Raw genomic sequence first — 24,719 nt, forward strand, 5'->3', positions numbered from 1 at the left:
GACGACGATCGGAATTTTTATACTCGTAATCTATTTAATTTCTTTTCTAGTATTTTTCCCTGAATTGTCCTCTTTTGGTTTACTCGATCCTACCGATGACGATCCGTTGTTTGCCATTGATATCGATGAGCACTTCGGTCTCGACATCTTCACCGAACTGTTCCTCTAAAAGGGAAGCGACCTTGTCCCCTTGATCAAAACCGACCTCAAAAGCAACCAACGCACGGTCGTTGAGGACCTCTGGCAGCTGCCGGATAATCTTCCGGTAAAAGTAGTAGCCGTCTTCTCCTCCGACAAGCGCCCTAATCGGCTCATGCGCCTTGACGGTTTCATCAAGTGTTTCGATGTCGGACTCAGGGATATACGGAGGATTTGAAACGACGATATCAAACTTCTCACCAGATCCCAGGAACGGCTGTAGCAGGTCCCCCTGCATCCAGCGGACTTCCGCTCCAAGCCTCTCACTATTCTGACGCGCCACATCCAGTGAGGCTTTAGCAATATCGATGCCAGTCACTTCGAATGATGGCTTCTCAAGCTTCAACGTCGTTGCAATGATTCCGCTGCCTGTTCCGATATCGACTACACGGAGGTCCTTTTTCCCTTTAAAAAAGCTGGGAATTCGCTCCAGAACAGATAGGACAAGCTCTTCTGTCTCAGGTCTCGGAATCAGGACTTCAGGGCTTACCGTAAACGGCCTCCCATAAAATTCTTCCGTCTTCGTCAAATATTGAATCGGTATACCCTCACCATGCTGTTCGACGAACGTCTTAAACTGGAGTTGCTGTTCCTCCGTCAACTCACGCTCAAAGGACGACAGCATCTCGCTCCGCCTGATTTGCAGGACATGGCAAAGCAACCATTCCGCCGCATTAGGCTCTCGATTCTTTTGTTTTAAAAAAGAAGAAGCCCAACGGAGGGCTTCAATCACATTCATTCGACTCATTATGCTTCCGCCTGTTTCATCGCGTTCGTCTGTTCTTCAAGAATCAACGCTTCAATGAATTCTTCCACTTTTCCTTGCAGGATTTGATCGAGCTTTTGGATCGTCAAGCCGATACGGTGATCGGTTACACGGTTTTGCGGGAAGTTGTACGTACGGATACGCTCCGAACGGTCTCCTGTCCCAACTGCCGACTTACGGTTCGCCGCGTACTCATCCATTGCTTCCTGCTGGAATTTATCATAAATACGAGCGCGTAGTACTTTCATCGCTTTTTCCTTGTTCTTGATCTGGGATTTTTCATCCTGACAGGAGACGACGATTCCTGTCGGCTCGTGCGTCAGTCGAACAGCTGACATCGTCGTGTTGACGGACTGTCCACCCGGTCCACTTGATGCAAACGTGTCGACGCGGATATCTTTTTCATGGATGTCGATTTCAACTTCTTCCGCTTCAGGTAAAACCGCAACCGTAGCTGTAGATGTATGAATTCGTCCACCAGATTCTGTCGTCGGAACACGTTGCACACGGTGCGCGCCGTTTTCATACTTCAGCTTGGAATACGCACCTGCACCGTTAACCATGAAAATGATCTCTTTATATCCGCCAAGCTCCGTGTAGCTTGCTTCGATGATTTCCGATTTCCAGCCTTGCATTTCAGCATAACGGCTATACATTTTATATAAATCCGCAGCAAATAGAGCGGCTTCGTCTCCGCCAGCTGCTCCACGGATTTCGATGATAACGTTCTTGTCATCATTCGGGTCTTTCGGCAACAAGAGAACCTTCAATTTCTGAGTAAGCTCTTCATGACGCTCCTTCAGCTCAGAAAGCTCCATTTTGACCATTTCGCGCATTTCAGCATCGAGCTTCTCTTCAAGCATTTGCTCTGCGCCTTCCAGTTCTTCTGTCACTTCTTTATACTCGCGGAACGTCGTTACCGTTTCCTCGATATCCGATTGTTCCTTCGAGTATTCTCTCAGCTTTTTCGAATCACTGATTACATCAGGATCACTCAAAAGTTCATTCAATTTATCATATCGATCTTCAATAGCTTGTAATCGCTCTAACACACCTGTTCACCATCCCAATTTATCGTTATGAAAAGCGGAAGCGCCTTGACTTGTCCTTGGCGTACTGACTTCGACATGAAGTGGTCCAAGTATAGTGGCGCTGATGCTAGACAAAACTTCTTCGAACCCCAGGTCCTACTTTTCTTCACGTATCAAAAAGTTGCTTAACATTAACATTATAGTATACGTCCAGGAGGTCGTCAAAGTACAGTTTGGTTTGAATTTGCAGGTTTTATATGGAATTTTGCGCAGACGATGTCTTTTCAGATTCAGGATTTATGTATGCGGGTATGGTTTTACAGGTGCTGTTTAGATCTTGGCATTATACTTAATCTGTTCATAATCAGAACGACATTGATTCATTCGGATTGCAGCGGTCAACGATTCAATGACCACCTGCTCATCGGTTATGATGCTGAATACGTGCGAGGATGTAGCGAAATGGCCGAAAAAATGCGTACAGCCTTGAAAACGTTTGTTTTCCGATGTCCACTTACTTGGTTGATAAGGGACGATGAAATTACCCATTTCTTCATAAATCGGGTCTAATGGCTCGGTTTTCAAACGCTTCAATAGCGCAGGCAGATTTTCCGGTTCTTCGCCTCCCCATTGGCTTCCGTTGGCGTCGATGTATAGCATGTGCAAAAACCCCTTTCACCATGTAAGATTCGAACGTGAAAGGGCATTCTTGAGTGTATAATGAAAGAAGAAGAGATCTGACATACTAAGATATAGAACTTATTCATTGAAAGGAGTCGTGCAAATGAATTACGTGATTATCGGCGGGGATGCTGCTGGCATGAGTGCCGCCATGCAAATTGTTCGAAATGACCCGGATGCGAAGATTACGACGCTTGAAAAAGGCGACATCTATTCATACGGTCAATGCGGCCTTCCTTATGTGATCAGCGGATTGATTCCGGAAGCTGAGGACCTGATTGCGAGAGATGTTGAAACCTTCAGGGAGAAGTACGGAATTGATGCGAAGGTGTTCCATGAGGTAACGAATGTCGACACCGAAAACAAGATGGTAAGTGGTCAGAATACACAAACAGGTGAATCTTTTACATATGACTATGACCGTTTGTTGGTTGCGACTGGCGTAAGCCCGATCGTACCCGATTGGGACGGGAAGGACCTGGATGGCATCCATACGCTGAAAACCATCCCGGACGCGAAGGCGATCATGGAGAGTCTCGATCATGACGTCGAGCAGGTAACGGTCATCGGTGGAGGCTACATCGGGCTTGAAATGGCGGAGAGCTTCGTTCATCTTGGTAAAAAAGTGCGCCTTATCGAGCGGAACGAACAAGTAGCTAAAATTTTCGATGAAGATATGGCAGCTTACATTCATAAAGAGGCTGAAAAGCATGGCGTTGAGCTTTGTTTCAGCGAACAGGTTGAGGCTTTTGAAGGAGATGGCCGAGTCGAAGCCGTCGTGACGGATAAGAATACTTACAAGTCCGATCTCGTGTTGATTGCGATCGGCGTTAAACCGAATACGGACTTCCTTTCTGAAACCCCGGTGCACATGAATGAAAAAGGTGCAGTCATTGTTGATGCTTATATGAAGACGAACGTTGAGGGCGTGTATGCTGCCGGGGATTGTGCGACCCACTATCACCGGGTAAAAGAAGCCAACGACCACATTCCGCTCGGTACAACGGCAAACAAGCAAGGGCGTATTGCAGGAATCAACATGATTGACCAGCATAAGGCATTCCAAGGGATCGTCGGAACGTCGGTGATCAAGTTCATGGATCTCACCTTGGGACGAACCGGCCTGTCTGAACGTGAGGCGAAAGCGTTGAATTTCCCTTATGATACGGTGACGACTGAAGCGAAGGATATCGCAGGCTACTATCCAGGCGCTGAAAAGCTTCATGTAAAGCTGCTTTTCAACACGCAAAACCAACGCCTTCTTGGCGGCCAATTCATCGGTAAGCACGGGGTGGATAAGCGCGTCGACGTCCTCGCAATGGCGCTGTTCCACAAGATGAGCCTGCACGACCTTGAGGACCTGGATTTGAGCTATGCGCCTCCATACAACGGTGTGTGGGATCCAATCCAACAGGCTGCAAGAAGAGCGAAACGGTAAGCTTGGAGAGCGTTTAGGGGATTTTGATTTGATGGTGAACGAGGGTTGAGGGACAGCTAAACAGTTGATGGCGGAGTACTCGGACTGGGCTTAGCTGAACACTCAGCCACTTATGATCCGATTTTGGGCGTTTACGATCCGAAATTAGTGATTTACTATCCAATTTAGTGCATTTACTATCCGATTTGGAGCAAATACTATCCGATATGATGCGTTTACTATCCGAATTGGACCAAATACTCTCCAAACGCGGCATTCCGGTTTTATAAAATAAAAAACCAGACAGGAAAAGGGGCGGACCAAGGGTGGTCGCCCCTTTCTTTAGCTATCGTGTATCTAAGCGGATATGAAATTTGTATCGGGGAACTGCTAATTGGACCGCATCTCTGATTTCATTCCTCATGTCCTTCAATTGCTTTTTTGAAGAATCCTTAGGCGCATTCACATGGATCCAAGCATGATTCCCATTGATCGACACGAACTGGGCATTCCGACCCGTCGCATCTTTCACAGCTTCACGGATTTTATCCTGATCATCACTGATCGTAAAACGCTTAGACGTCAAATTCCGATAGCTGTTTGGATTCTGGTTCGACTCGGAAATATAGCTCCGATTCGGTTGCCGGTTGGTCGCGTGATAATTAATGATCCCGTGACCTACGAGAGGATTTTTGTTCTCTTTCGTTTCATATGCAGAAGGCTCTTTGCTGGCGATCTCCTCCGTTGTTGGAGGCTCCATCGGTGAACAAGCAGCTAAGAGCGTCAATGCACTAAGAAAGACTGCTTTTTTCAAGATATACACCCCCGTATGTTTAGCATAACCCCGAATCCAACCAACTCCCGTGACAAATAATGGATTGAATTGTCACAGTGTCAGGCACTTTTTGAAGCCGTTGCGCAGCAAGGCTTTTTGGGAAGTGCCTGACACCATCTGAAACTCCTGACACCAACTCAAACTCCTTGGCCCGCAAGGCTTCTTCGGAAGTGCCTGACACCACTGCCAATTCAAAAAAGGAACCGCGGGTGCGGTTCCTTCCTTATTCAGCCTTATTTACGTTTTTACTGTTGGGTGTTCACTGATTTTTCTGTTCGTTCAGTTTGTTTGCGGTTGTTCTTCTGTGCGCATTTTGGGATGTTCAGGTACTTCGTGACAGTGTCTGCAGCGTGGTTCGTATGATTCCGATGCTCCGACCAGGATGATCGGATCGTTGTAGGAGGCTGGTTTGCCATCAATCAAGCGCTGTGTACGACTCGCGGGACTTCCGCAAACGAGACATACAGCATGAAGCTTCGTCACACTCTCCGCTACTGCCATCAGATCTGGCACAAAGCCGAACGGTTCTCCTCTGAAGTCTTGGTCAAGTCCGGCGACGATCACACGCTTGCCACTGTTCGCGAGCTGTTGGATGACCTCTACAATCTCCTCATCAAAGAACTGCACCTCATCAATCGCGACGACTTCCGTGTCGAATGAAACGATGTTTGAAATTTCTGCTGAATCCTTGACCGGAAGCGCAATTATTGAGGTCCCGTTATGAGAAACCACTTCTTCTTTACTGTATCGATCATCAAGTAATGGCTTGAAGACTTGTACCTTCTGCTTTCCGAACGTGGCACGGCGAACACGTCGGATCAACTCCTCTGATTTCCCCGAAAACATGCTGCCACAGATCAGTTCGACCCAACCATCTTTTTTCATTACGTACATGTCCGTATCTCCCTTCGCCACTTTCCTTAAACGTAAAAATTTCCGAATTCTTCTCTCTATGTATTCTTTGTATATTGTAACAAATCATAAGTATATAAATTGATCTTTTTTCTCATCAATTTGACAAAAAAATTGGTTTTTGACATCAAAAACCATGTATCGCAGACGTTTTTAGCTCTAATTTCAACCAATTTAACGAAGATCTACGAAAAAAATCAAAACATCTACAAAAATTAGAGATTATCTACAAAAAAATAAATTTATCTTCAAAAACTAAAAATTATCTGCAAAAATGAAAAATTATCTACAAAAATCAAAAATCATCTACAAAAACCAAAAAAACGGCTACTTAAGCCTATAGAATGAGCTTCCACAATCATCATTAAGAAGTAAAAAACAGGCAAGAGGGCGATCCCCTGCCTGTTTAAAGACCTTATTACTTAAGGTTGTATTTTTTCTTAAAGCGATCAACACGTCCACCAGCGTCAGCAAACTTCTGACGACCTGTGTAGAACGGATGACATTCAGAACAGATTTCAACGCGAATATCTTCTTTGATCGAACCTGTTTCAAATTCATTTCCACAAGCACAAGAGACTTTCGCTTTTTTGTAATCTGGATGGATTGCTTGTTTCATCCTATTCATCTCCTTCTGCCCTGATCCCCTTAGGAACAGAGTTATTTGCACACATGAGGTAGTATATCAATTTTCCAGCCAAAATTCAACAAACTATTTTACGGTCATTTTTTTGCTTTGTCCACCGTATCGTTCTTTCTCGAACATGTGGAAGAATTCCTCATTGGTCTTCGTTTTCTTGACTCGTCTCATGAAATGCTCGATAAAGTCGTATGAGTCGTCCATGGTTTTACGGATCGCCCATAAATGCTCAAGATGTTCTTTCGCAATAAGCATTTCCTCTTTACGTGTTCCAGAACGGCGAATATCGATAGCTGGGAAGATACGGCGCTCAGCCAACTTCCGATCAAGATGAAGCTCCATGTTCCCTGTTCCTTTAAACTCTTCATAGATGACATCGTCCATGCGAGAGCCTGTCTCGACAAGAGCGGTCGCAAGAATCGTCAAGCTTCCCCCGTCCTCGATGTTACGGGCAGCCCCGAAGAAACGCTTCGGCTTATGGAACGCAGCAGGGTCGATACCACCAGATAACGTTCGTCCACTTGGCGGAATGACAAGGTTGTATGCTCGTGCCAAACGAGTAATGCTATCCATCAGAATGACAACATCCTTCTTGTGCTCAACGAGACGCATCGCACGCTCAAGTACCAGCTCAGCAACCTTGATATGGTTTTCAGGCACTTCATCAAATGTCGAGCTGACAACATCGCCTTGAACAGAACGCTCGATGTCTGTTACTTCCTCTGGACGCTCATCAATCAATAGGACGATCAGCTCTGTGTCAGGATGGTTCGTCGTGACGCTATGAGCGATTTCTTTTAAAAGTGTCGTCTTACCGGCTTTCGGCGGTGCGACAATCAATCCACGCTGTCCGAATCCGACCGGCGAAATCATGTCCATGATTCTTGTCGACACATTTTTCGCAGAGGTTTCGAGCGTCATCTTCTGCTCTGGGTATAACGGTGTCAATGCTGGGAAATGGACGCGTTCTTTCGCCGTGTCTGGATCTTCACCGTTGACAGCCGCCACATGCAAGAGTCCGTAATACCGTTCGTTCTCCTTTGGCGGTCGTACTTTACCGGACACCTTGTCCCCATTTCGCAAATCAAAACGACGGATTTGGGATGCCGAAATATAAATATCCTCTGAGCTTGGAGAATAGTTGATCGGACGTAAGAAGCCGAACCCTTCTGTCGGGATGACTTCAAGAATCCCTTCCATGAAGGAAAGATCTTCTTTTTCAGCTTGCGCCTTCAAAATGGCGAAAATAAGCTCCCTTTTCGTCAGCTTACTGTAATAGGAAATTTTCAGTTCCTTGGCTCTCTCATAGAGATCCTTAAGTTTCATATTTTCTAATTGTGATAAATTAAATGACATAGTACACCACTTTTCATGCATATTTAATCAATCATTTCATCGTTACATAATGAAATTGAATGTATGGGTTTAATTTCGACAGACCTCAGCTGTACTTATACTTTCGTCATAGATTTCGTTTTTTGGAACGTTTTATTATAGGGACACGCCTTGGAAGGAATGAAAACGTTAATTAGAAGTGTATGTTGAAAGAAGTAATTGAAGCAAAAAAGCAATAGATACTCTTATTTTACCCAAAATCAGCTGCAATAATCAAGAAAATTGCAAGCACCAAGTATTGGAGCGCCTTTTTCATCAGTACCATTAGGTGAAAAGAAGCACAATGCCGCCCTTTACAAGCGGCATTGTATATTTTGGAATCAGGTTGGTTTAATGACCAGATTCGGTTTTTTCTTCAAACTGTGTTTCCCATCGATAAAGCGGACTGTACCGGATTTCGCCCTCATGACGACGGATTGAGTCGTTCCACTCGCTCCTTTGAACCGGACACCCTTCAAAAGCTCGCCATCCGTTACACCAGTCGCGGCAAAAATGGCATCATCACCCTTGACGATGTCCTCCATTCGAAGTACACGATGGATATCTTCAATGCCCATCTTCTTGCAACGCGCAAGCTCTTCCTCTGTTTGAGGCAAAAGCTTCCCTTGAAGCTCACCGCCGAGGCATTTCAACGCAACTGCGGCAATGACGCCTTCTGGGGCACCTCCACTACCAAAGAGGATATCCACTCCTGTATCCTCGAACGCTGTATTGATGGCTGCAGCAACATCACCATCCTGGATCAATTTGATACGAGCTCCTGCTTCCCGGATTTCATCGATCATTTTCCGATGGCGTTCGCGATCAAGGATGACAGCGACAATGTCTTCGATGTCCTTGTTCTTTGCGTTTGCGACCGCTTTCAAGTTATCCAATACCGAAGCGTTGATATCGACTTTTCCGACAGCCTCAGGACCTACTGCAATCTTGTCCATGTACATGTCTGGTGCATGCAAAAGGTTGCCATGATCCGCAACTGCAAGGACAGCGAGGGCATTCCATGTTCCATTTGCCACAATGTTCGTTCCTTCGAGTGGATCGACCGCGACATCGACACGCGGACCAAATCCGGTTCCCAGCTTTTCTCCGATATAAAGCATCGGAGCCTCGTCCATTTCTCCCTCTCCGATTACGACGGTACCCTTCATCGGGACTGTATCGAAGACGTCTCTCATTGCAGAGGTCGCCGCATCATCCGCTTCTTCCTTCCTTCCTCTTCCCATCCATCGGGCAGAGGCTAGAGCAGCTGCTTCTGTAACACGGACAAGCTCCATTGATAAACTTCTTTCCATACCTATTCCCCCTACGGTTCCATTTTTCCTTTATTCGTTACTTGCTTTTTTACGATGGTGCTCTGCTACATTTCATTGTTGGTTATCGCTTAATTCGGGAACTTTCCACATGCGTCTCGCACCAATCTACCAACCAGACCAACAATCCCTTAACAGTACAAAGTGTACCAAGTATCGGTCCTGGTACACCTTGTAAATGTTACACGAGTTTATGATTGGTTCACTTCATTGAGTTCTTCAACATCGAAGTTTTCACGCCAAACCTTCGCTCCAAGGCCTTTAAGCTTTTGGACAAGGTTTTCATAACCCCGATCAATATGTTCGATGTTCGAGATTTCAGTGACGCCCTTTGCCATCAAGCCTGCGACCACGAGTGAAGCACCTGCTCTTAAGTCTGTCGCTTTCACCTTAGCACCTTCAAGCGGTGTTGGTCCATTGATGATCGCCGAGCGACCTTCCACCTTGATATTCGCACCCATACGTCTCAATTCATCAATATGCTTGAAGCGAGAGCTGTAAATCGTATCGGTTACGATGCTTGTTCCTTCTGTACTCGTCAGAAGGGCTGTGAATGGCTGCTGCAAATCGGTCGCAAAACCAGGGTAAACGAGCGTTTTCACATCGACACCATTGAACTCGCGATCTCGTTTGACGAAAACAGAGTCATCGGATTCTTCGATATGAACTCCCATTTCTCGCAGCTTGGCAATCAATGATTCCAAGTGAAGAGGAATGACGTTATCAATTGTGACCCCGTTCCCCATTGCAGCCGCCATGATCATGAACGTTCCAGCTTCAATACGGTCTGGGATGATGGAGTGACGGCAGCCGTGCAGGCTGTCTACACCATCAATACGGATCACATCTGTTCCTGCTCCCTTAATCTTCGCACCCATGCTGGATAGTAGCGTTGCAACGTCAATGATTTCAGGTTCTTTCGCTGCGTTTTCGATAATGGTCCGTCCTTTGGCACGGACAGCAGCAAGCATGATATTAATCGTTGCTCCAACACTGACGACATCAAGGTAGATTCTTGCACCGACAAGTTCATCGGCACGGAGATAGATTGCACCTTGTTCATTCGTAACCGTCGCACCTAGTGCTTGAAATCCTTTTATATGCTGATCAATTGGTCTAGGGCCAAGATTACATCCCCCTGGCAAACCGATGACCGCTTTCTTGAATCGCCCAAGCATTGCACCCATTAAATAATAGGAGGCTCTCAGTTTTTTCACTTTCCCATTCGGAAGTGGCATTGAAATCATATTTTCTGGGTTCACAATCAAGGAGTCGTTCTCCAGATGTGCTTCACCACCGATGTCTTCTAATAAATCACGTAAGATGCCGACGTCCGAGATGTTTGGGAGATGGTCGATCGTAACGGTCGAATCAGCCAGGATTGCAGCAGGAATCAGCGCTACTGCACTATTCTTGGCTCCACTGATCTGTACCGTTCCTTCTAAGGGATGTCCACCCTCGATCATTAATTTCTCCATTTGTTTCTCCCTTCTTCGTCTCCAATAATCAAGAAGTCATGACACGTTACACTTATTGTAAGCAAAAAATCCTTATTCATCCATAATTTACCTAGGAAAAAATCTGAAATTATCCATTGTTCCCTTGGCTCTTATTCCAATCAGCCAAAAACTTTTCAATCCCTTGATCTGTCAATGGGTGGTTCATCAGTTGATGAAGTACCTTGGCCGGAATCGTTGCAATGTGCGCACCACGTAACGCTGCTTCCGTAACATGGATCGGATGACGAATCGATGCCGCGATGATTTGAGACTCGATCCTATGGATATTGAAAATCTCTGCAATCTCAGAAATGAGAGAGAGTCCGTCTTGTCCGATATCATCAAGTCTACCAAGGAATGGCGAAACGTAGGTTGCTCCTGCACGTGCAGCTAGCAAAGCTTGGTTCGCTGAGAAAATCAACGTTACATTCGTCTTGATCCCAAGCTCCGTGAACGTTTTGACCGCTTTCAAGCCGTCTTTTGTCATCGGTACTTTTACTGTGATGTTAGGGGCGATTGCAGCTAACTCTTTCCCCTCTTCAATCATTTCCTCATATTTCAAACCGATTACTTCTGCACTTACAGATTCAGAGACGAACGAGGTGATTTCACGTAAACGATCATGAAAATCGACCCCTTCCTTTGCGACTAATGAAGGATTTGTCGTTACGCCTCCTAAGATTCCAAGCTCATGGGCTTCGCGAATCTCATCAACATTCGCTGAATCAATAAAAAATTTCATGGGTCGTTTCACTCCTTGTGTTTTAAAACGTTCGAAAGCAGTTTTAACTATTCGTGGGTTTAATTTGGGGTGGAGGGATATGTATTCCAACAATGCTTTTAAGGAAACCGAAGAACGGTTTCCTTAAGCATCATGAGATAGAATTGATCAATTACGCTTTGTTCGAAGAACCGAATTCACGCATTTTGCCTTTAACTGTTTCCTTGATGGCTTCACGTGCTGGTCCCATGTATTTACGTGGGTCATAAAGCTCAGGTTTTTCAGCAAGCACTTCACGTACAGCTTTTGAAGCTGAAATCTGGCTTTCAGTGTTTACATTGATTTTCGCATGTCCGAAAGAGATCGCCTTCTTGACGTCTTTTGTCGGAATACCTGTACCTCCATGAAGAACAAGTGGTACACCAGTCAACTCACTGATTTCTTTCATACGATCGAATCCAAGGTTCGGTTCACCTTTATAAGGTCCGTGAACAGAACCAAGAGCTGGAGCGAAACAATCAACGCCAGTTTCACGGATCAATTGGTCACACTCAGCTGGAATCGCATAAGCTGCTTCTGCATCATCAACGATCACATCGTCTTCTTGTCCGCCGATACGGCCTAATTCCGCTTCGACTGATACACCAACAGCGTGTGCAACATCTACAACCTTCTTCGTTAATGCGATGTTCTCTTCAAGTGGATAGTGAGAGCCGTCGATCATAACAGATGTGAATCCAGCATTGATCGCTTGTACACACTTTTCAAAGCTTGAACCGTGGTCAAGGTGAATGGCAACAGGAACTGTCACATTGTATTCTTCCATAAGGGATTCAACAAGGTTGACAACCGTTTTGAAGCCACCCATGTAACGTGCTGCTCCTTCAGAGACACCACAGATAAGCGGAGATTTCTCTTCTTCTGCAGCTTGTAGAATCGCCTGAGTGAACTCCAGGTTATTCAAGTTATATTGACCAACTGCGTAACCTTCCGCTTTGGCTTTTTCAAGCATTTCCTTCATTGAAACTAAAGGCATTGACAATTTCCTCCTTGTGTTTCGGGTTTTTGTCGACCCGTTTTATTCAAGTGCCAGTCTTACGTATGTAAGGCGCTCGCACAATGATTTCATTTCTTATAAAAACAATTATAGCATATCAATTTTAGTTAAAAACCGCAATGCATACACAAATAGGGTTGACTCCGAAGCCTTCTCCTATCCTACTGCAGACAAATTCACAGTGAACATTGTCATACCGAGGTGTCGCGCTTCTGAATCAACCCCTATTATTCTCTTTGTTACGCGATTTATGAGCGTATGGGTAAATTTTCCTTGACGACCTTCCGGATCTCATCGATATCAAAAGGCTTCGCAAAATGGGTGATTGCACCTAGTTCCATCGCTTCATGAATCATGTCCAGCTCTCCATATGCCGTCATGATGATGACACCAACATCGCTGTCCACTTTTTTCACTCTTCGTAAGATTTCCAATCCATCCATTCCTGGAATCTTCATGTCAAGGATCAACAAGTCCGGCTTTTCGTTCTTTACGATTGAAAGGGCTTGGACTCCATTCGCAGCTTGAAAGGTTTTATATCCTTCTTTTTTGAAAATTTCATTCAATAGGATTCGAATACCATACTGGTCATCCACGATCAGTATCTTTGCTTTCATTCCTTATCACACCCTAGCTTCCTTGTTGTTTTAATGCCCATTGTACATATCTCTTTACAAGATTCGCTTAATTTTTCAAAACTCCTGCTCTATCGTCAAAATCTACCATTCATTTTAAAATTTTATGATTTCGTGACGAAACGTTATACTAATCGGGAGGTGATTGACATGCTGAAAATATTCACGACTCAACTATTCGGGATTTTCCGTAAGATACAAGAACATGAGGAAGAGCGGGTTGAGGATTGCGCCCGCCTTCTCGCACAGTCTGTAATCGGTGACGGAAAGGTGTACATAAAAGGATTTAATGAACTGGAAAGCATCCCTCACGTCATTATGGAAAGCGAGGAGCGAATCTCTTCCATGTTGCCCTATACAAACGAAGTTGAGCTTCGACCTGAAGATGCACTGCTCATTTTTATAAAAACAACAGATGACGAGCGGCTGACTGAATTATTGGACCAAGCAAAGTCTGCTGGGACCTCCACTATAACGGTCGGTGCAGTGGAGAAAGGCGAAGAACCTGGTACGGATGAGTTTCATATTGATACGAAGCTTCTTCAAGGACTCGTTCCGGATGATGAAGGGAGACGAATCGGTTATCCGACTTTCATGTGTGCCCTTTATGTGTACTATGCGCTCTTCTTCACTTTATCAGAGATGCTTGAAGAATACGGAATGAATGAAGGATAATCCTCCATAGAACCACGCCTAAATTTTAAAAGAATTAAATTTTTTGTATTTTTTTAATATCTTAGCAGGAGAACTGTAAAAAGATGGAGAAACCTATGTATAAAGTGTGACAAAAGTCACTCTTTTTCGCCTTAACCTACAGTCCGACCTCCCCCTCCCTTTTTAAGCAGAGTCTACCAACTCCTCCCTCAAGCTTTGAACGCAAACAATCATTACCCGTAATGATACTTCCACTCGGCTGTATGGCGGCTACATATTCTGTGGCAGTAAGGACCTTACAAGTTATGTTCATTCCGCAACCAGCGTCGGAATGTTCATAACTTGTTTTGGTTTTAAGGAGCCTTTTGGGATACGAGAAAAACTTCTATCCTTACCTCAAAACACGAAAATGCTCATTTGAGGTCATATAACCCCTTTTATGTGCCCTGAAAACGCGGAAATGCTAATTTCGGGGCATATAAACCTCTCTTATCTGCCCCGAAAACGTGAAAAATGCTAATTTCGGGGCATATAACCCCCTTTTATGTGCCCTGAAAACGTGAAAATACTGATTTCGGGGCATATAAACCTCTTTTATGTGCCCCGAAAACGTGGAAATGCTGATTTCGGGGCATATAAACCTCTTTTATGTGCCCCGAAAACGTGGAAATGCTAATTTCGGGGCATATAAACCTCTCTTATCTGCCCCGAAAACGTGGAAATGCTAATTTCGGGGCATATAAACCTCTCTTATCTGCCCCGAAAACGCGAAAATCCCAATTTTGGGGTTCCCGTACCAAATAAAAACCGGTCGGACATCATCCGACCGGCTTCCATATTTATCTTTTCAGGTTTGTTGCGGCGTTGACGAATTCGCGGAACAGTGGTTGCGGTCTTGTTGGTCTAGACTTGAACTCTGGATGGAATTGAGATGCGACGAACCAAGGGTGATCCTTCAATTCGATCACTTCGACCAATCGGCCATCCGGGCTTGTCCCAGAGAATAGGAATCCTGCGTTTTCCATTTCTTCACGGAATTCGTTGTTGAATTCATAACGGTGACGATGGCGTTCGTAGACGACCTCTTCACCATAAGCCGCGTAAGCATTCGTATCCTTTTGCAGCTTACAAGGATAGATTCCGAGGCGAAGTGTACCGCCCAGGTCTTCTACATCTTTTTGCTCTGGAAGAAGATCGATGACCGGGTGCGTCGTCATCGGATTGATTTCTGCAGAATGTGCATCGTCATATCCGAGTACATGTCGTGCAAACTCAACTGAGGCAAGCTGCATGCCAAGACAAATTCCTAGCATCGGTACCTTCTTCTCACGTGCATATCGGATTGCAGAGATCTTCCCTTCGATTCCGCGATCCCCGAATCCACCAGGAACGAGAATTCCGTCTGCATCACCAAGAAGCTCTTCGACATTTTCATCCGTTACATTTTCGGAATTGATCCATTGGATATCGATGTCCGCATCGAATTCGTACCCAGCATGACGAAGCGATTCGACGACGGAAATATAGGCATCCGGTAAAGAAACGTACTTTCCGACGAGCGCGATTTTCGTCTTGTTTTTCAGGTTGGTTACCCGGTTTACTAGCTCTTTCCACTCGGTCATGTCTGCTTCCTGGCAGTCCAAGTGCAGATGCTTACACACGATCGTGTCAAGGTTTTGCTTTTGAAGAGATAGAGGAACTTCGTATAATGTTTCGGCGTCCATCGCCTCGATAACAGCATCCGGGTTGATATCACAGAATAGTGCAATCTTGTCCTTCATTTCTTGAGGCAACGGCATCTCGTTTCGGACCACGATGACGTTCGGCTGGATACCGAGACTGCGTAATTCTTTTACACTGTGCTGAGTGGGCTTCGTCTTCATTTCACCGGCTGCTTTGATGTAAGGAACCAATGTACAGTGGATGTACATGACATTCTCGACCCCAATGTCACTTTTAATCTGGCGAATCGCTTCCAGGTATGGAAGGCTTTCGATGTCCCCGACAGTACCGCCGATTTCTGTGATGACAACATCTGCATTCGTCTCGCGGCCAGCGCGGAATACGCGTTCTTTGATTTCATTCGTGATATGCGGAATGACCTGCACCGTACCACCGAGATAGTCTCCACGACGTTCTTTTTTCAAGACTGTCGAATAGATCTTTCCTGTCGTGACGTTGCTGTACTTGTTCAGGTTAATGTCGATGAATCGCTCGTAGTGTCCAAGATCAAGGTCTGTTTCCGCGCCGTCATCCGTAACGAATACTTCCCCGTGTTGATAAGGGCTCATCGTACCCGGATCGACGTTGATATATGGATCGAATTTCTGAATTGTCACTTTTACACCGCGGTTTTTCAATAGGCGGCCGAGAGAGGCTGCGGTAATCCCTTTACCTAAGGATGAAACGACTCCACCTGTTACGAAGATATACTTTTTTGACACGTTGGTTCCCCCTTGAGATCCGAATTTAGTTTTCTGAGTTGTGTTGACCTTTTATCAGTATGCCGAAATACATCAGTATTCAGTACGGGGTGCTTCAAATGATTCGAAATGCTTAACATCAGCTCAAATAAAAGCTTGAGAAAATAGGTTTCTTAAAAAACAAAAAAACAAAAGCGTCACCAAACCCACATGGGGGGCGCTTTTGTTTTGAATGTTTGTGTTATATATCATTTGTTTGAATTCATTATAGACTATAAGTAAAGCCCAAAAATGATTTTATCGACTTTGCCATTAAAAGTCAAGGCTTATTATCGATCTTCATCCTCGTCTGTTGCATCTTCGAGATCGTCGCTCTCATCATCGTCTGATAGCTCGGTTTCCTCGTCGTCGAAATCAACGTAATCATCGTCTTCTTCGTCAACGTCCTCTTCACTATCATCGTCCTCATCGTCAACATCGAAGTCTTCCTCAAGATCATCGAAATCCTCTTCCAATTCATCTTCGAATTCTTCGAAGTCATCATCTTCATATTCTGCTTTTACACGCTTGCCTTTTCGTTTCTTCGGTTTGATTGTCGTCGCAAGCTCTTCTTCACTGCTTTCAACCGGATACCAGACTTTAAGACCCCACTGGTTGTCACCGATACAAACGAAACGACCATCGATATTGATGTCTGTGTAGAACTGGGCAACGCGTTTCTTCTGTTCGTCGCGGTCCATTTCACGGATTTTTGAAACCTGCTCCATCAATTCAGTGAATGGTGTCGGTTTCTTGTTTTCTTTTAAAATATGAAATGCGATTTCAAGCATTGAAACTTCTTTCAATTCTTCCTTAGAATACGTATCGAGCATCTAAAGGCACGTCCTTTCTACTTATGGATCGATATCGTGAACCAGCCTCAGTCGGACTGTTCTATACAATCAAGCTCGGTAACTGCTGACCAAGCCATATCTAACGTAATCATACCATCCATTATAAACAATTTCTCGGATGATATGCTATACCTGTGCATAATTTTTTCAAATTATTTTCAATGCAAAAAGAATCACCTCGAATCCTCGAGGTGACTCCATTTCAGACTCTATTACATGTTTCGGCGGTACTTTCCTCCGACTTCGTATAGGGCACGGGTGATTTGTCCGAGGCTTGCATAGCGGACGGTCGTCATCAGTTCAGCAAACAAGTTGCCGCCGCTTAGCGCTGTCTGCTTCAAGCGCTGCAACGCTTCTGCCGTTTTGTCCCCATGCTTTTCCTGGAATTCTCGCAAATGCTTGATTTGCTGTTCCTTCTCCTCTTTCGTTGCCCGTGCCAGCTGAAGGTTGAAGTCCTCTTCAGATGGAGGATTCGGGTTCAAGTACGTATTCACGCCGATGATTGGCAATGAACCATCGTGCTTCTTCATCTCGTAATACATGGATTCTTCTTGGATCTTACCGCGCTGATATTGTGTCTCCATCGCACCGAGGACGCCACCACGAGCATTTATGCGTTCGAACTCCTTCAACACAGCTTCTTCCACTAGGTCGGTCAGTTCTTCGATGATGAAGGACCCTTGCAAGGAGTTTTCGTTCTTCGCAAGTCCAAGCTCCTTCGTAATGATCATCTGGATCGCCATCGCACGGCGGACGGATTCTTCAGTCGGTGTTGTGATTGCTTCGTCATACGAGTTTGTATGAAGTGAGTTACAGTTATCATAGATCGCCATCAACGCTTGTAGCGTCGTACGGATATCGTTGAAGTCGATTTCTTGCGCGTGCAAGGAACGACCTGATGTCTGAATGTGATATTTCAGCTTCTGGCTGCGCTCATTTGCTTTGTATTTATTTTTCATGACGGTCGCCCAAATTCTTCGTGCAACACGGCCGATGACGGTATACTCCGGATCAAGACCGTTACTGAAGAAGAATGATAGGTTCGGTGCGAATGTGTTGATGTCCATTCCTCGGCTCAAGTAGTACTCGACATACGTAAAGCCGTTCGCAAGCGTCAACGCAAGCTGGGTGATTGGGTTCGCGCCAGCTTCAGCGATATGATAGCCAGAGATTGAAACAGAATAATAGTTTCGCACTTTATTTTCGATAAAGTATTCTTGGATGTCACCCATCAGACGCAATGCAAATTCGGTTGAGAAGATACATGTATTCTGACCTTGATCCTCCTTCAGGATGTCAGCCTGAACCGTACCACGAACGACAGCAAGCGTCTTCGCACGGATGTCCGCTTCTTCCTCCGCATTCGGCTTTCGGCCATTCTCCTCTTCAAAACGAGAGAGCTGCTGATCGATTGCTGTATTCATATACATCGCAAGAATGATCGGCGCTGGACCATTGATCGTCATGGAGACAGATGTTGTCGGTGATGTCAGATCGAAGCCTGCATACAGCTTCTTCATGTCATCGAGCGTACAAATGCTGACGCCACTCTCGCCGACCTTACCGTAGATGTCCGGTCGATGATCCGGGTCTTCTCCATACAACGTGACGGAATCGAATGCTGTAGAAAGACGTTTCGCTTCATCATCCTTTGATAGGTAATGGAAACGGCGGTTCGTACGTTCCGGCGTACCTTCCCCGGCAAACTGACGTTTCGGATCTTCACCTTTTCGTTTGAAAGGGAATACGCCAGCAGTAAACGGAAAACGTCCAGGTACATTCTCAAGCAGGGACCAGCGAACGATTTCGCCCCAATCCTTGAACTTAGGAAGAGCGACCTTTGGTATATCAAGACCTGCAAGGCTGCGGGTCTTCAGCTCCGTCACAATTTCCTTATCGCGGATCTTCGTCACGAATTCATCCTTGCTGTATTGTTCCTTCAATGTGTCCCATCCGTCTAAAACTTCTTTGACTTCTGGGTGGATCTTTTTCTCATAGTTGGTTTTCACATCATTCAACGTACGGATTGTCACATCGCCATCTGCATTCGTTTCTTCGATGGCTTCTAACGTTCCTTCGATCTGGAACAGTTTACGTGCCGATTCAGACTGCTCTGAAACGAACTCATGATAGTTACGGACCGTATGGACGATATCATTCAAATAACCGACGCGATCCGGAGGGATGATCATGTTTTGCTTTTCGACTTTGCCTTCACTGCTCAAGGATGTTGTCCATCCAAGGTTGAATTTGTCATTCAACACATTGACTAATGCATTGAAGAGGATGTTCGTCCCTTGATCGTTGAACTGGCTTGCGATTGTTCCGTAAACCGGCATTTCTTCAGGATCTTTATCAAAGAGTGTGCGGCTTCGTTGATACGTTTTCCGCACCTCACGAAGGGCATCCTCAGAGCCTTTGCGGTCAAACTTGTTGATGGCGATCAAATCGGCGAAATCGATCATATCGATTTTTTCCAATTGGGACGGAGCACCGAATTCGCTCGTCATCACATACATGGAGACGTCGGAGATTTCCACGATTTCAGCGTTCCCCTGCCCGATTCCGCTCGTCTCGACGATGATCAGGTCGTATCCAGCCGCTTTCACGACTGCAAGCGCATCATTGATCGCTCCGGACAATTCTGTCTTCGATCCACGTGTCGCAAGGCTTCGCATATAAACGCGAGGTGAATGGATCGCGTTCATACGGATCCGGTCTCCAAGCAATGCTCCGCCTGTCTTCTGTTTCGTCGGGTCGACCGAGATGATGGCGATCGTTTTATCGTCGAATTCATTCAAGTAGCGGCGGACGAGCTCATCTGTCAAAGAGCTTTTACCCGCTCCTCCTGTACCTGTGATTCCGAGTACAGGAACATCCTTCGCCATATCCTTCAATTGTGTTAGCGCTTTTTCTGCTGTCGCAGCCATTTCGGCTTCCTTCACTTTTCCGAAGTTCTCTGCAGCGGTAATGAGACGTGCTACCGCTCTAGGCTCTCGCAATGGCAGGTGCTCCAGCTCATCCTTCAATTCCGTGATGGTCGGGAAATCGCACTCCTTCACCATCTCATTTATCATGCCTTGAAGGCCTAATTTCCGACCGTCTTCAGGCGAGAAGATTCGTGCGACTCCATAATCATGGAGTTCCTTGATCTCCTTCGGAATGATGACCCCGCCGCCGCCTCCGTAAACGCGGATGTGGGAAGCACCATGTTCCTTTAGAAGATCGACCATGTATTTGAAGTATTCAACGTGTCCGCCTTGATAAGAGGAAACAGCAATACCCTGTACATCCTCCTGGATGGCAGCCTGGACGACTTCGTCAACGGAACGGTTGTGGCCGAGGTGGATGACTTCCGCTCCACTTGCCTGGATGATCCTTCTCATAATATTGATGGAAGCATCATGTCCGTCGAACAAGCTTGCTGCCGTAACGAACCGAACGGGATGCTTCGGCTTGTAAATTTCGGTTTCCATGATAGGCTTACTCCTTTCTATGTTCAAAACCTTGATTGATCTTTATGTTTGATTATTTTTCTAAATGGCGTTTTGTAACAGTCGCCAGCTATTTAAACATGTGTTGTCGTCTGATCCATCGCGATGCCATTCAAGAGCAGCTGGATCTGGAACTGCGTATAGCTCTCTAACGTATGTTCCTTCTGTAGCACCCAACGTCTGAATGTCCACATCTGACCCTGCGTCATGATGTTATGGGCAAGGAGATTCACTTCTTTTTCCGTAAGCGACAGGTTCCCCGCATCCACGGAACGTTGGATCAGCTTTTCAAACATGCCTGTCATTTCGATTTCTTTTCTTAGGACGTATGGAAGCGCCTCGTCAGACAACGATTTCGCTTCCTGATACATGACAAGCACTTCATCCTGCATTTCATCCATTACTTTAAAATACGCGGCAATGGCCTCTTTGAGCCTGTTAATGCCTGGCTGATCCATGACAATTTCACTTTGAAGCCTTGAGCGTACTTCATCGTAAATCGAGTCACACACCAGATAAAGGACGTCTTCCTTCGTCCGGATATATTCATAAAGCGTACCGATGCTGAAACCTGCTGCCTTGGCGATTTCTCTTGTAGTCGTCCGGTGAAATCCTTTTTCTTTGAAAAGAGTCACTGCTGCTTTCACCATTTCTTCTCTACGCTTCTGAATGAGCTTTTCATCTTTGACTAATGATGGTACTTTCTTTTTCCCCAAACCTCATCCCTCTTTCGTAGTCGTATCTTGTGACTCAGAAGGGTTCCGCCTTTGAGTCCATTCCGACAAGATCGTATCAGCGGCTGTGTAAGGATCGATCTCCCTGCGTGCAATCTGTTCTCTCCAGCTTCCTTTTTCGTTCTCTTTCTCAATCAGGCGCATCAGCTCGTAATGGACGACCTCCAGCACCTCTTCTTGCAGAATCCGGGTCTGCTTTCGCTTTCCTTCTCCACTATCCTTCAAATACTGACCATGCTCTTTGAACCGATCCCAAAGCTCTTTAAGCCCTTTATTTTGAGTCGAAATCGTTTGGGCGATCGGGGGACGCCATTCCGCATCATGCTTCACAAGGTCAAGCATCCCTTCAATCTCGGTCATTAGCTTTGAAACCCCGGGTAGATCTGCTTTATTGATAATGAACAAATCAGCGATCTCCATGATCCCGGCTTTGAACACCTGGACGACATCTCCGCTTCCAGGATTCAATACAACGGCCGTTGTGTCGGCAACCTTCATGATGTCGAGTTCGGATTGACCGACGCCGACCGTTTCGACGAGAATGACATCGAATCCGTATGCATCCATAAGCCGGACAGCTTCCTTCGTCGTCCTCGCAAGACCCCCAAGACTTCCACGTGTGCCCATGCTTCGGATATACACACCTGCGTCTGTAAAATGATCCGCCATCCGGACGCGGTCCCCGAGCAGTGCCCCTCCGCTGAAGGGACTTGTCGGGTCGACCGCAACGATTCCGACGGTCATTTTTTTCGATCGTAAAAACTGGATGAGCCGATTGACGAGGGAGCTCTTCCCGGCACCCGGAGAACCAGTGATTCCGATGATATGCGCACCTTTCCCTTGATCATGTACGGCCTTTAAAATTTCAAGCTTATCCGGATGGTCATTTTCAAAGTGACTGATTCCTCGGGCTAACGCTCTCATGTCCCTATCTATCAATCTTTTCGCGAGCTCGTGCATACGTGCTCCTCCCGTTCAACTGTTGGCGATTAATCTGCGATAAGCATCCTAGAGATGACAAGTCGTTGAATTTCTTGTGTTCCTTCATAAATTTGAGTGATTTTCGCATCACGCATGTAACGCTCGACTGGATAATCCTTCGTATATCCATATCCGCCATATACCTGAACGGCTTCTGTCGTCACTTCCATCGCGATGTCTCCAGCGTACAATTTCGACATTGCGGATTCCTTACCGTATGGAAGTCCTTCACTTTCGCGCCATGCCGCTTGATACGTCAGCAATCGTGCAGCTTCAACTTTAGTCGCCATATCGGCAAGCTTGAATCCGATTCCTTGTTGTAAACCGATCGGCTTACCGAACTGGTGGCGCTCTTTTGCATAGTTCGTTGAAGCGTCAAGTGCCCCTTGCGCAATTCCGACAGCTTGGGCTGCAATTCCGTTACGTCCGCCATCGAGCGTCTGCATCGCAATCTTGAACCCTTCACCTTCTTCTCCAAGGCGATTTTCCACTGGCACACGGCAATCTTCAAAAATGATTTCAAGCGTCGGGGAGGAACGGATCCCTAGCTTCTTTTCCTTCTTACCAAACGAGAAGCCTGGCGTTCCTTTTTCAACGATGAACGCCGTGATTCCTTTATGCTTGCTCTCAGGATCTGTAACCGCGAACACCACATAGATCTCCGCGTCTCCAGCGTTCGTGATGAAAATTTTCGAACCATTCAAGACGTAATGATCGCCATCCAAGCGGGCAGTCGTCTTCATTCTAGAAGCATCGGATCCGGAGCCTGGCTCAGTCAGTCCATATGCGCCCATTTTCTTCCCTTCAGCCATCGGGCGAAGGAACTTCTGCTTCTGCTCTTCAGTTCCGTACTTATAAACCGGCCAGCCTGCAAGCGATGTATGAGCTGAAAGTGTAACGCCTGTCGATGCACACACTCTTGAAAGCTCTTCAACCGCAATGACATAGCTCAAGTAATCCGCTCCGATTCCGCCGTACTCTTCCGGCCATGGAATCCCTGTCAGTCCGAGCTCAGCCATTTGATCGAATAAGGAACGATCGAATCGTTCTTCCTCATCACGCTCTGCCGCTGTCGGCTCTACTTCGTTTTTTGCAAAGTCGCGGACCATTTTTCTCAGCATTTCATGTTCTTCAGTCAGTTGGAATTGCATGTTTCCCTCTCCCTTTTCCAATTCGATGTGAATTTCGATTCAATTTGTATAAAAAAACACTGTTTTTTTCTCATTATTCGATTTTAAAAACTGGAATTCATTAAAAATGACGTTTCGCCTTTTTACGAATTCATCAAATGCTTGCTGATGACCAACCTCTGGATTTCACTCGTGCCTTCATAGATTTCACACACTTTCGCATCACGGAACAGCCGCTCGACAGGATAATCCTTCGTATAGCCGTATCCACCGTGCATTTGGACTGCTTCAATCGCAGATTTCGTCGCTGTCGTAGATGCAAACAGCTTCGCTATGGATGCATCCTTGCCACACGGTTTACCAAGCGACTTCAGATTTGCAGCCTTATAGGTTAAAAGCTTCGCCGCTTCGACTTCTGTCGCCATGTCTGCGAGCTTGAATCCAATCCCTTGCTGAAGCGCGATCGGCTTACCGAATTGCTGTCGTTCCTTCGTGTAGTCCGTCGAATAGCGAAGAGCCGCTTCCGCGATACCGAGTGCTTGTGCAGCAATCCCGATGCGTCCTGCATCCAGATTGGACATCGCAATCTTGAAGCCCATTCCTTCCTCACCAAGACGGTTTTCCACGGGAACTTTCGCATCCTCAAAAATGAGTTGGCTCGTATTGGATCCATTCAGCCCCATTTTCTTCTCTTTTTTCCCGACCTGGAATCCAGGTGTGTCCTTATCGACAATGAAAGCCGAAATTCCACGGCTGCCTTCGTCCGGATTGGTAGAAGCGAAAACGATATAGACATCCGCTTCTCCAGCATTGGTGATGAAAACCTTCGATCCATTCAGGATGTAATGATCCCCATCCCGGACTGCACGTGTTTTCAATCCGCCTGCATCTGATCCGGCTCCTGGTTCCGTCAGACCAAATGCACCGAGGTATTCCCCACTCGCCAGTTTCGGAACATACTTCTGCTTTTGTTCTTCCGTTCCAAAGTAATAGATTGGATTTGTGCCGACAGAGGTATGGACCGACAAGATGACTCCTACAGTCGCGCTTACTCTCGATAATTCATTGATTGCGATGATATAGGAGGTGAAATCCATCCCTGCTCCGCCGTATTCTTCCGGAATCGGAATCCCCATCAACCCGAGTTCACCCATTTTGTCTATGACGGCTCGTGGGAATTCATCTGTTTCATCCATCTTCTCGACGATCGGTTGGATTTCTGCTTCCGCAAAATCACGAACCATTTTCCGCATCATTTCTTGTTCTTCTGTAAAACGAAGATTCATGGTCATCCCCCTGTCAGTCGATATTTG

At 46.0% G+C, this 24,719-nt stretch carries 21 protein-coding genes; 2 read left to right on the forward strand and 19 right to left on the reverse strand.

Translation table 11 applies throughout. The features are described from left to right. Nucleotides 1-79: 79 nt before the first annotated feature. The 3 genes from prmC to V1497_RS17735 all read right to left on the reverse strand — a co-directional run bounded on the left by prmC (nucleotide 80) and on the right by V1497_RS17735 (nucleotide 2,655). A complete protein-coding gene (prmC, locus tag V1497_RS17725) occupies nucleotides 80-937 on the reverse strand; it encodes a peptide chain release factor N(5)-glutamine methyltransferase (RefSeq protein ID WP_349410874.1) in 858 nt (285 codons plus the stop codon). Between the two features lie 8 nt (nucleotides 938-945). Then, nucleotides 946-2,016 carry a peptide chain release factor 1 gene (gene prfA / locus V1497_RS17730; protein WP_349408836.1) on the reverse strand — a complete coding sequence of 357 codons (1,071 nt, stop codon included), beginning with the start codon at nucleotides 2,014-2,016 and terminating at the stop codon, nucleotides 946-948. 309 nt (nucleotides 2,017-2,325) lie between these two features. Further along, entirely contained in the window at nucleotides 2,326-2,655 is a 330-nt protein-coding gene (locus tag V1497_RS17735) for a hypothetical protein (RefSeq protein ID WP_349408837.1), read from the reverse strand. Nucleotides 2,656-2,779: 124 nt separating this feature from the next. On the opposite strand from V1497_RS17735, the gene V1497_RS17740 reads away from it, so the two are divergent. Further along, nucleotides 2,780-4,114: a CoA-disulfide reductase gene (locus V1497_RS17740; protein ID WP_349408838.1), complete on the forward strand. Its 1,335-nt coding sequence runs from the start codon at nucleotides 2,780-2,782 to the stop codon at nucleotides 4,112-4,114. Nucleotides 4,115-4,439: 325 nt separating this feature from the next. Here the strand turns inward: V1497_RS17740 and V1497_RS17745 are convergent, their stop codons facing one another. The 9 genes from V1497_RS17745 to V1497_RS17785 form a co-directional block, all read right to left on the reverse strand. Next, nucleotides 4,440-4,907, reverse strand: a complete 468-nt coding sequence (locus tag V1497_RS17745) for a hypothetical protein (protein WP_349408839.1) — start codon at nucleotides 4,905-4,907, stop codon at nucleotides 4,440-4,442. A 300-nt stretch (nucleotides 4,908-5,207) separates the two neighbouring features. Next, entirely contained in the window at nucleotides 5,208-5,822 is a 615-nt protein-coding gene (locus V1497_RS17750) for a thymidine kinase (RefSeq protein WP_349408840.1), read from the reverse strand. A 436-nt stretch (nucleotides 5,823-6,258) separates the two neighbouring features. Beyond that, on the reverse strand, nucleotides 6,259-6,459 hold the full coding sequence (gene rpmE / locus V1497_RS17755) for a 50S ribosomal protein L31 (protein ID WP_349408841.1): 201 nt from the start codon (nucleotides 6,457-6,459) through the stop codon (nucleotides 6,259-6,261). 93 nt (nucleotides 6,460-6,552) lie between these two features. Continuing rightward, nucleotides 6,553-7,836 (reverse strand): transcription termination factor Rho, encoded by a 1,284-nt coding sequence (rho, locus tag V1497_RS17760; protein ID WP_349408842.1) that lies wholly within the window; start codon nucleotides 7,834-7,836, stop codon nucleotides 6,553-6,555. Nucleotides 7,837-8,195: 359 nt separating this feature from the next. Next, a complete protein-coding gene (glpX, locus tag V1497_RS17765; RefSeq protein ID WP_349408843.1) occupies nucleotides 8,196-9,167 on the reverse strand; it encodes a class II fructose-bisphosphatase in 972 nt (323 codons plus the stop codon). 209 nt (nucleotides 9,168-9,376) lie between these two features. Then, the gene (locus V1497_RS17770) at nucleotides 9,377-10,663 is read right to left on the reverse strand and encodes a UDP-N-acetylglucosamine 1-carboxyvinyltransferase (RefSeq protein WP_349408844.1); all 1,287 of its coding nucleotides are present in this window, start codon (nucleotides 10,661-10,663) and stop codon (nucleotides 9,377-9,379) included. A gap of 109 nt (nucleotides 10,664-10,772) precedes the next feature. Beyond that, entirely contained in the window at nucleotides 10,773-11,426 is a 654-nt protein-coding gene (gene fsa, locus V1497_RS17775; RefSeq protein ID WP_349408845.1) for a fructose-6-phosphate aldolase, read from the reverse strand. Between the two features lie 151 nt (nucleotides 11,427-11,577). Then, a complete protein-coding gene (fba, locus tag V1497_RS17780) occupies nucleotides 11,578-12,441 on the reverse strand; it encodes a class II fructose-1,6-bisphosphate aldolase (RefSeq protein ID WP_349408846.1) in 864 nt (287 codons plus the stop codon). Between the two features lie 269 nt (nucleotides 12,442-12,710). Beyond that, a complete protein-coding gene (locus tag V1497_RS17785; RefSeq protein ID WP_349408847.1) occupies nucleotides 12,711-13,079 on the reverse strand; it encodes a response regulator in 369 nt (122 codons plus the stop codon). Nucleotides 13,080-13,247: 168 nt separating this feature from the next. Between V1497_RS17785 and V1497_RS17790 the strand changes: the two genes are divergently transcribed. After that, on the forward strand, nucleotides 13,248-13,772 hold the full coding sequence (locus tag V1497_RS17790; RefSeq protein WP_349408848.1) for a DUF2529 family protein: 525 nt from the start codon (nucleotides 13,248-13,250) through the stop codon (nucleotides 13,770-13,772). 818 nt (nucleotides 13,773-14,590) lie between these two features. Here the strand turns inward: V1497_RS17790 and V1497_RS17795 are convergent. The 7 genes from V1497_RS17795 to V1497_RS17825 form a co-directional block, all read right to left on the reverse strand. Beyond that, complete coding sequence (locus V1497_RS17795; protein ID WP_349408849.1) at nucleotides 14,591-16,195, reverse strand: CTP synthase; 1,605 nt, start codon at nucleotides 16,193-16,195, stop codon at nucleotides 14,591-14,593. Between the two features lie 308 nt (nucleotides 16,196-16,503). Beyond that, nucleotides 16,504-17,046 carry a DNA-directed RNA polymerase subunit delta gene (rpoE, locus tag V1497_RS17800; protein ID WP_349408850.1) on the reverse strand — a complete coding sequence of 181 codons (543 nt, stop codon included), beginning with the start codon at nucleotides 17,044-17,046 and terminating at the stop codon, nucleotides 16,504-16,506. 233 nt (nucleotides 17,047-17,279) lie between these two features. Next, nucleotides 17,280-20,543: a fused isobutyryl-CoA mutase/GTPase IcmF gene (gene icmF / locus V1497_RS17805; protein WP_349408851.1), complete on the reverse strand. Its 3,264-nt coding sequence runs from the start codon at nucleotides 20,541-20,543 to the stop codon at nucleotides 17,280-17,282. A 92-nt stretch (nucleotides 20,544-20,635) separates the two neighbouring features. After that, nucleotides 20,636-21,277 (reverse strand): TetR/AcrR family transcriptional regulator, encoded by a 642-nt coding sequence (locus tag V1497_RS17810; RefSeq protein WP_349408852.1) that lies wholly within the window; start codon nucleotides 21,275-21,277, stop codon nucleotides 20,636-20,638. A 3-nt stretch (nucleotides 21,278-21,280) separates the two neighbouring features. Beyond that, nucleotides 21,281-22,255: a methylmalonyl Co-A mutase-associated GTPase MeaB gene (meaB, locus tag V1497_RS17815; RefSeq protein WP_349408853.1), complete on the reverse strand. Its 975-nt coding sequence runs from the start codon at nucleotides 22,253-22,255 to the stop codon at nucleotides 21,281-21,283. A gap of 29 nt (nucleotides 22,256-22,284) precedes the next feature. Next, complete coding sequence (locus V1497_RS17820; RefSeq protein WP_349408854.1) at nucleotides 22,285-23,427, reverse strand: acyl-CoA dehydrogenase; 1,143 nt, start codon at nucleotides 23,425-23,427, stop codon at nucleotides 22,285-22,287. Nucleotides 23,428-23,549: 122 nt separating this feature from the next. Beyond that, nucleotides 23,550-24,692 (reverse strand): acyl-CoA dehydrogenase, encoded by a 1,143-nt coding sequence (locus V1497_RS17825; protein ID WP_349408855.1) that lies wholly within the window; start codon nucleotides 24,690-24,692, stop codon nucleotides 23,550-23,552. Between the last annotated feature and the right edge of the window lie 27 nt (nucleotides 24,693-24,719).

This window comes from Pseudalkalibacillus sp. SCS-8 (assembly GCF_040126055.1).
In the GTDB taxonomy this organism is placed as follows: Bacteria; Bacillota; Bacilli; order Bacillales; family Fictibacillaceae; genus Pseudalkalibacillus; species Pseudalkalibacillus nanhaiensis.

What these genes read in the sequence shown, in the direction of transcription:
- V1497_RS17825 (WP_349408855.1), bottom strand. Translation starts at nt 24,692, where the DNA reads ATGAATCTTCGTTTTACAGAAGAACAAGAAATGATGCGGAAAATGGTT.
- fsa (WP_349408845.1), bottom strand. Translation starts at nt 11,426, where the DNA reads ATGAAATTTTTTATTGATTCAGCGAATGTTGATGAGATTCGCGAAGCC.
- V1497_RS17770 (WP_349408844.1), bottom strand. Translation starts at nt 10,663, where the DNA reads ATGGAGAAATTAATGATCGAGGGTGGACATCCCTTAGAAGGAACGGTA.
- rpmE (WP_349408841.1), bottom strand. Translation starts at nt 6,459, where the DNA reads ATGAAACAAGCAATCCATCCAGATTACAAAAAAGCGAAAGTCTCTTGT.
- prmC (WP_349410874.1), bottom strand. Translation starts at nt 937, where the DNA reads ATGAATGTGATTGAAGCCCTCCGTTGGGCTTCTTCTTTTTTAAAACAA.
- fba (WP_349408846.1), bottom strand. Translation starts at nt 12,441, where the DNA reads ATGCCTTTAGTTTCAATGAAGGAAATGCTTGAAAAAGCCAAAGCGGAA.
- V1497_RS17820 (WP_349408854.1), bottom strand. Translation starts at nt 23,427, where the DNA reads ATGCAATTCCAACTGACTGAAGAACATGAAATGCTGAGAAAAATGGTC.
- V1497_RS17735 (WP_349408837.1), bottom strand. Translation starts at nt 2,655, where the DNA reads ATGCTATACATCGACGCCAACGGAAGCCAATGGGGAGGCGAAGAACCG.
- meaB (WP_349408853.1), bottom strand. Translation starts at nt 22,255, where the DNA reads ATGCACGAGCTCGCGAAAAGATTGATAGATAGGGACATGAGAGCGTTA.
- icmF (WP_349408851.1), bottom strand. Translation starts at nt 20,543, where the DNA reads ATGGAAACCGAAATTTACAAGCCGAAGCATCCCGTTCGGTTCGTTACG.
- V1497_RS17790 (WP_349408848.1), top strand. Translation starts at nt 13,248, where the DNA reads ATGCTGAAAATATTCACGACTCAACTATTCGGGATTTTCCGTAAGATA.
- V1497_RS17785 (WP_349408847.1), bottom strand. Translation starts at nt 13,079, where the DNA reads ATGAAAGCAAAGATACTGATCGTGGATGACCAGTATGGTATTCGAATC.
- V1497_RS17750 (WP_349408840.1), bottom strand. Translation starts at nt 5,822, where the DNA reads ATGTACGTAATGAAAAAAGATGGTTGGGTCGAACTGATCTGTGGCAGC.
- rho (WP_349408842.1), bottom strand. Translation starts at nt 7,836, where the DNA reads ATGTCATTTAATTTATCACAATTAGAAAATATGAAACTTAAGGATCTC.
- glpX (WP_349408843.1), bottom strand. Translation starts at nt 9,167, where the DNA reads ATGGAAAGAAGTTTATCAATGGAGCTTGTCCGTGTTACAGAAGCAGCT.
- V1497_RS17740 (WP_349408838.1), top strand. Translation starts at nt 2,780, where the DNA reads ATGAATTACGTGATTATCGGCGGGGATGCTGCTGGCATGAGTGCCGCC.
- rpoE (WP_349408850.1), bottom strand. Translation starts at nt 17,046, where the DNA reads ATGCTCGATACGTATTCTAAGGAAGAATTGAAAGAAGTTTCAATGCTT.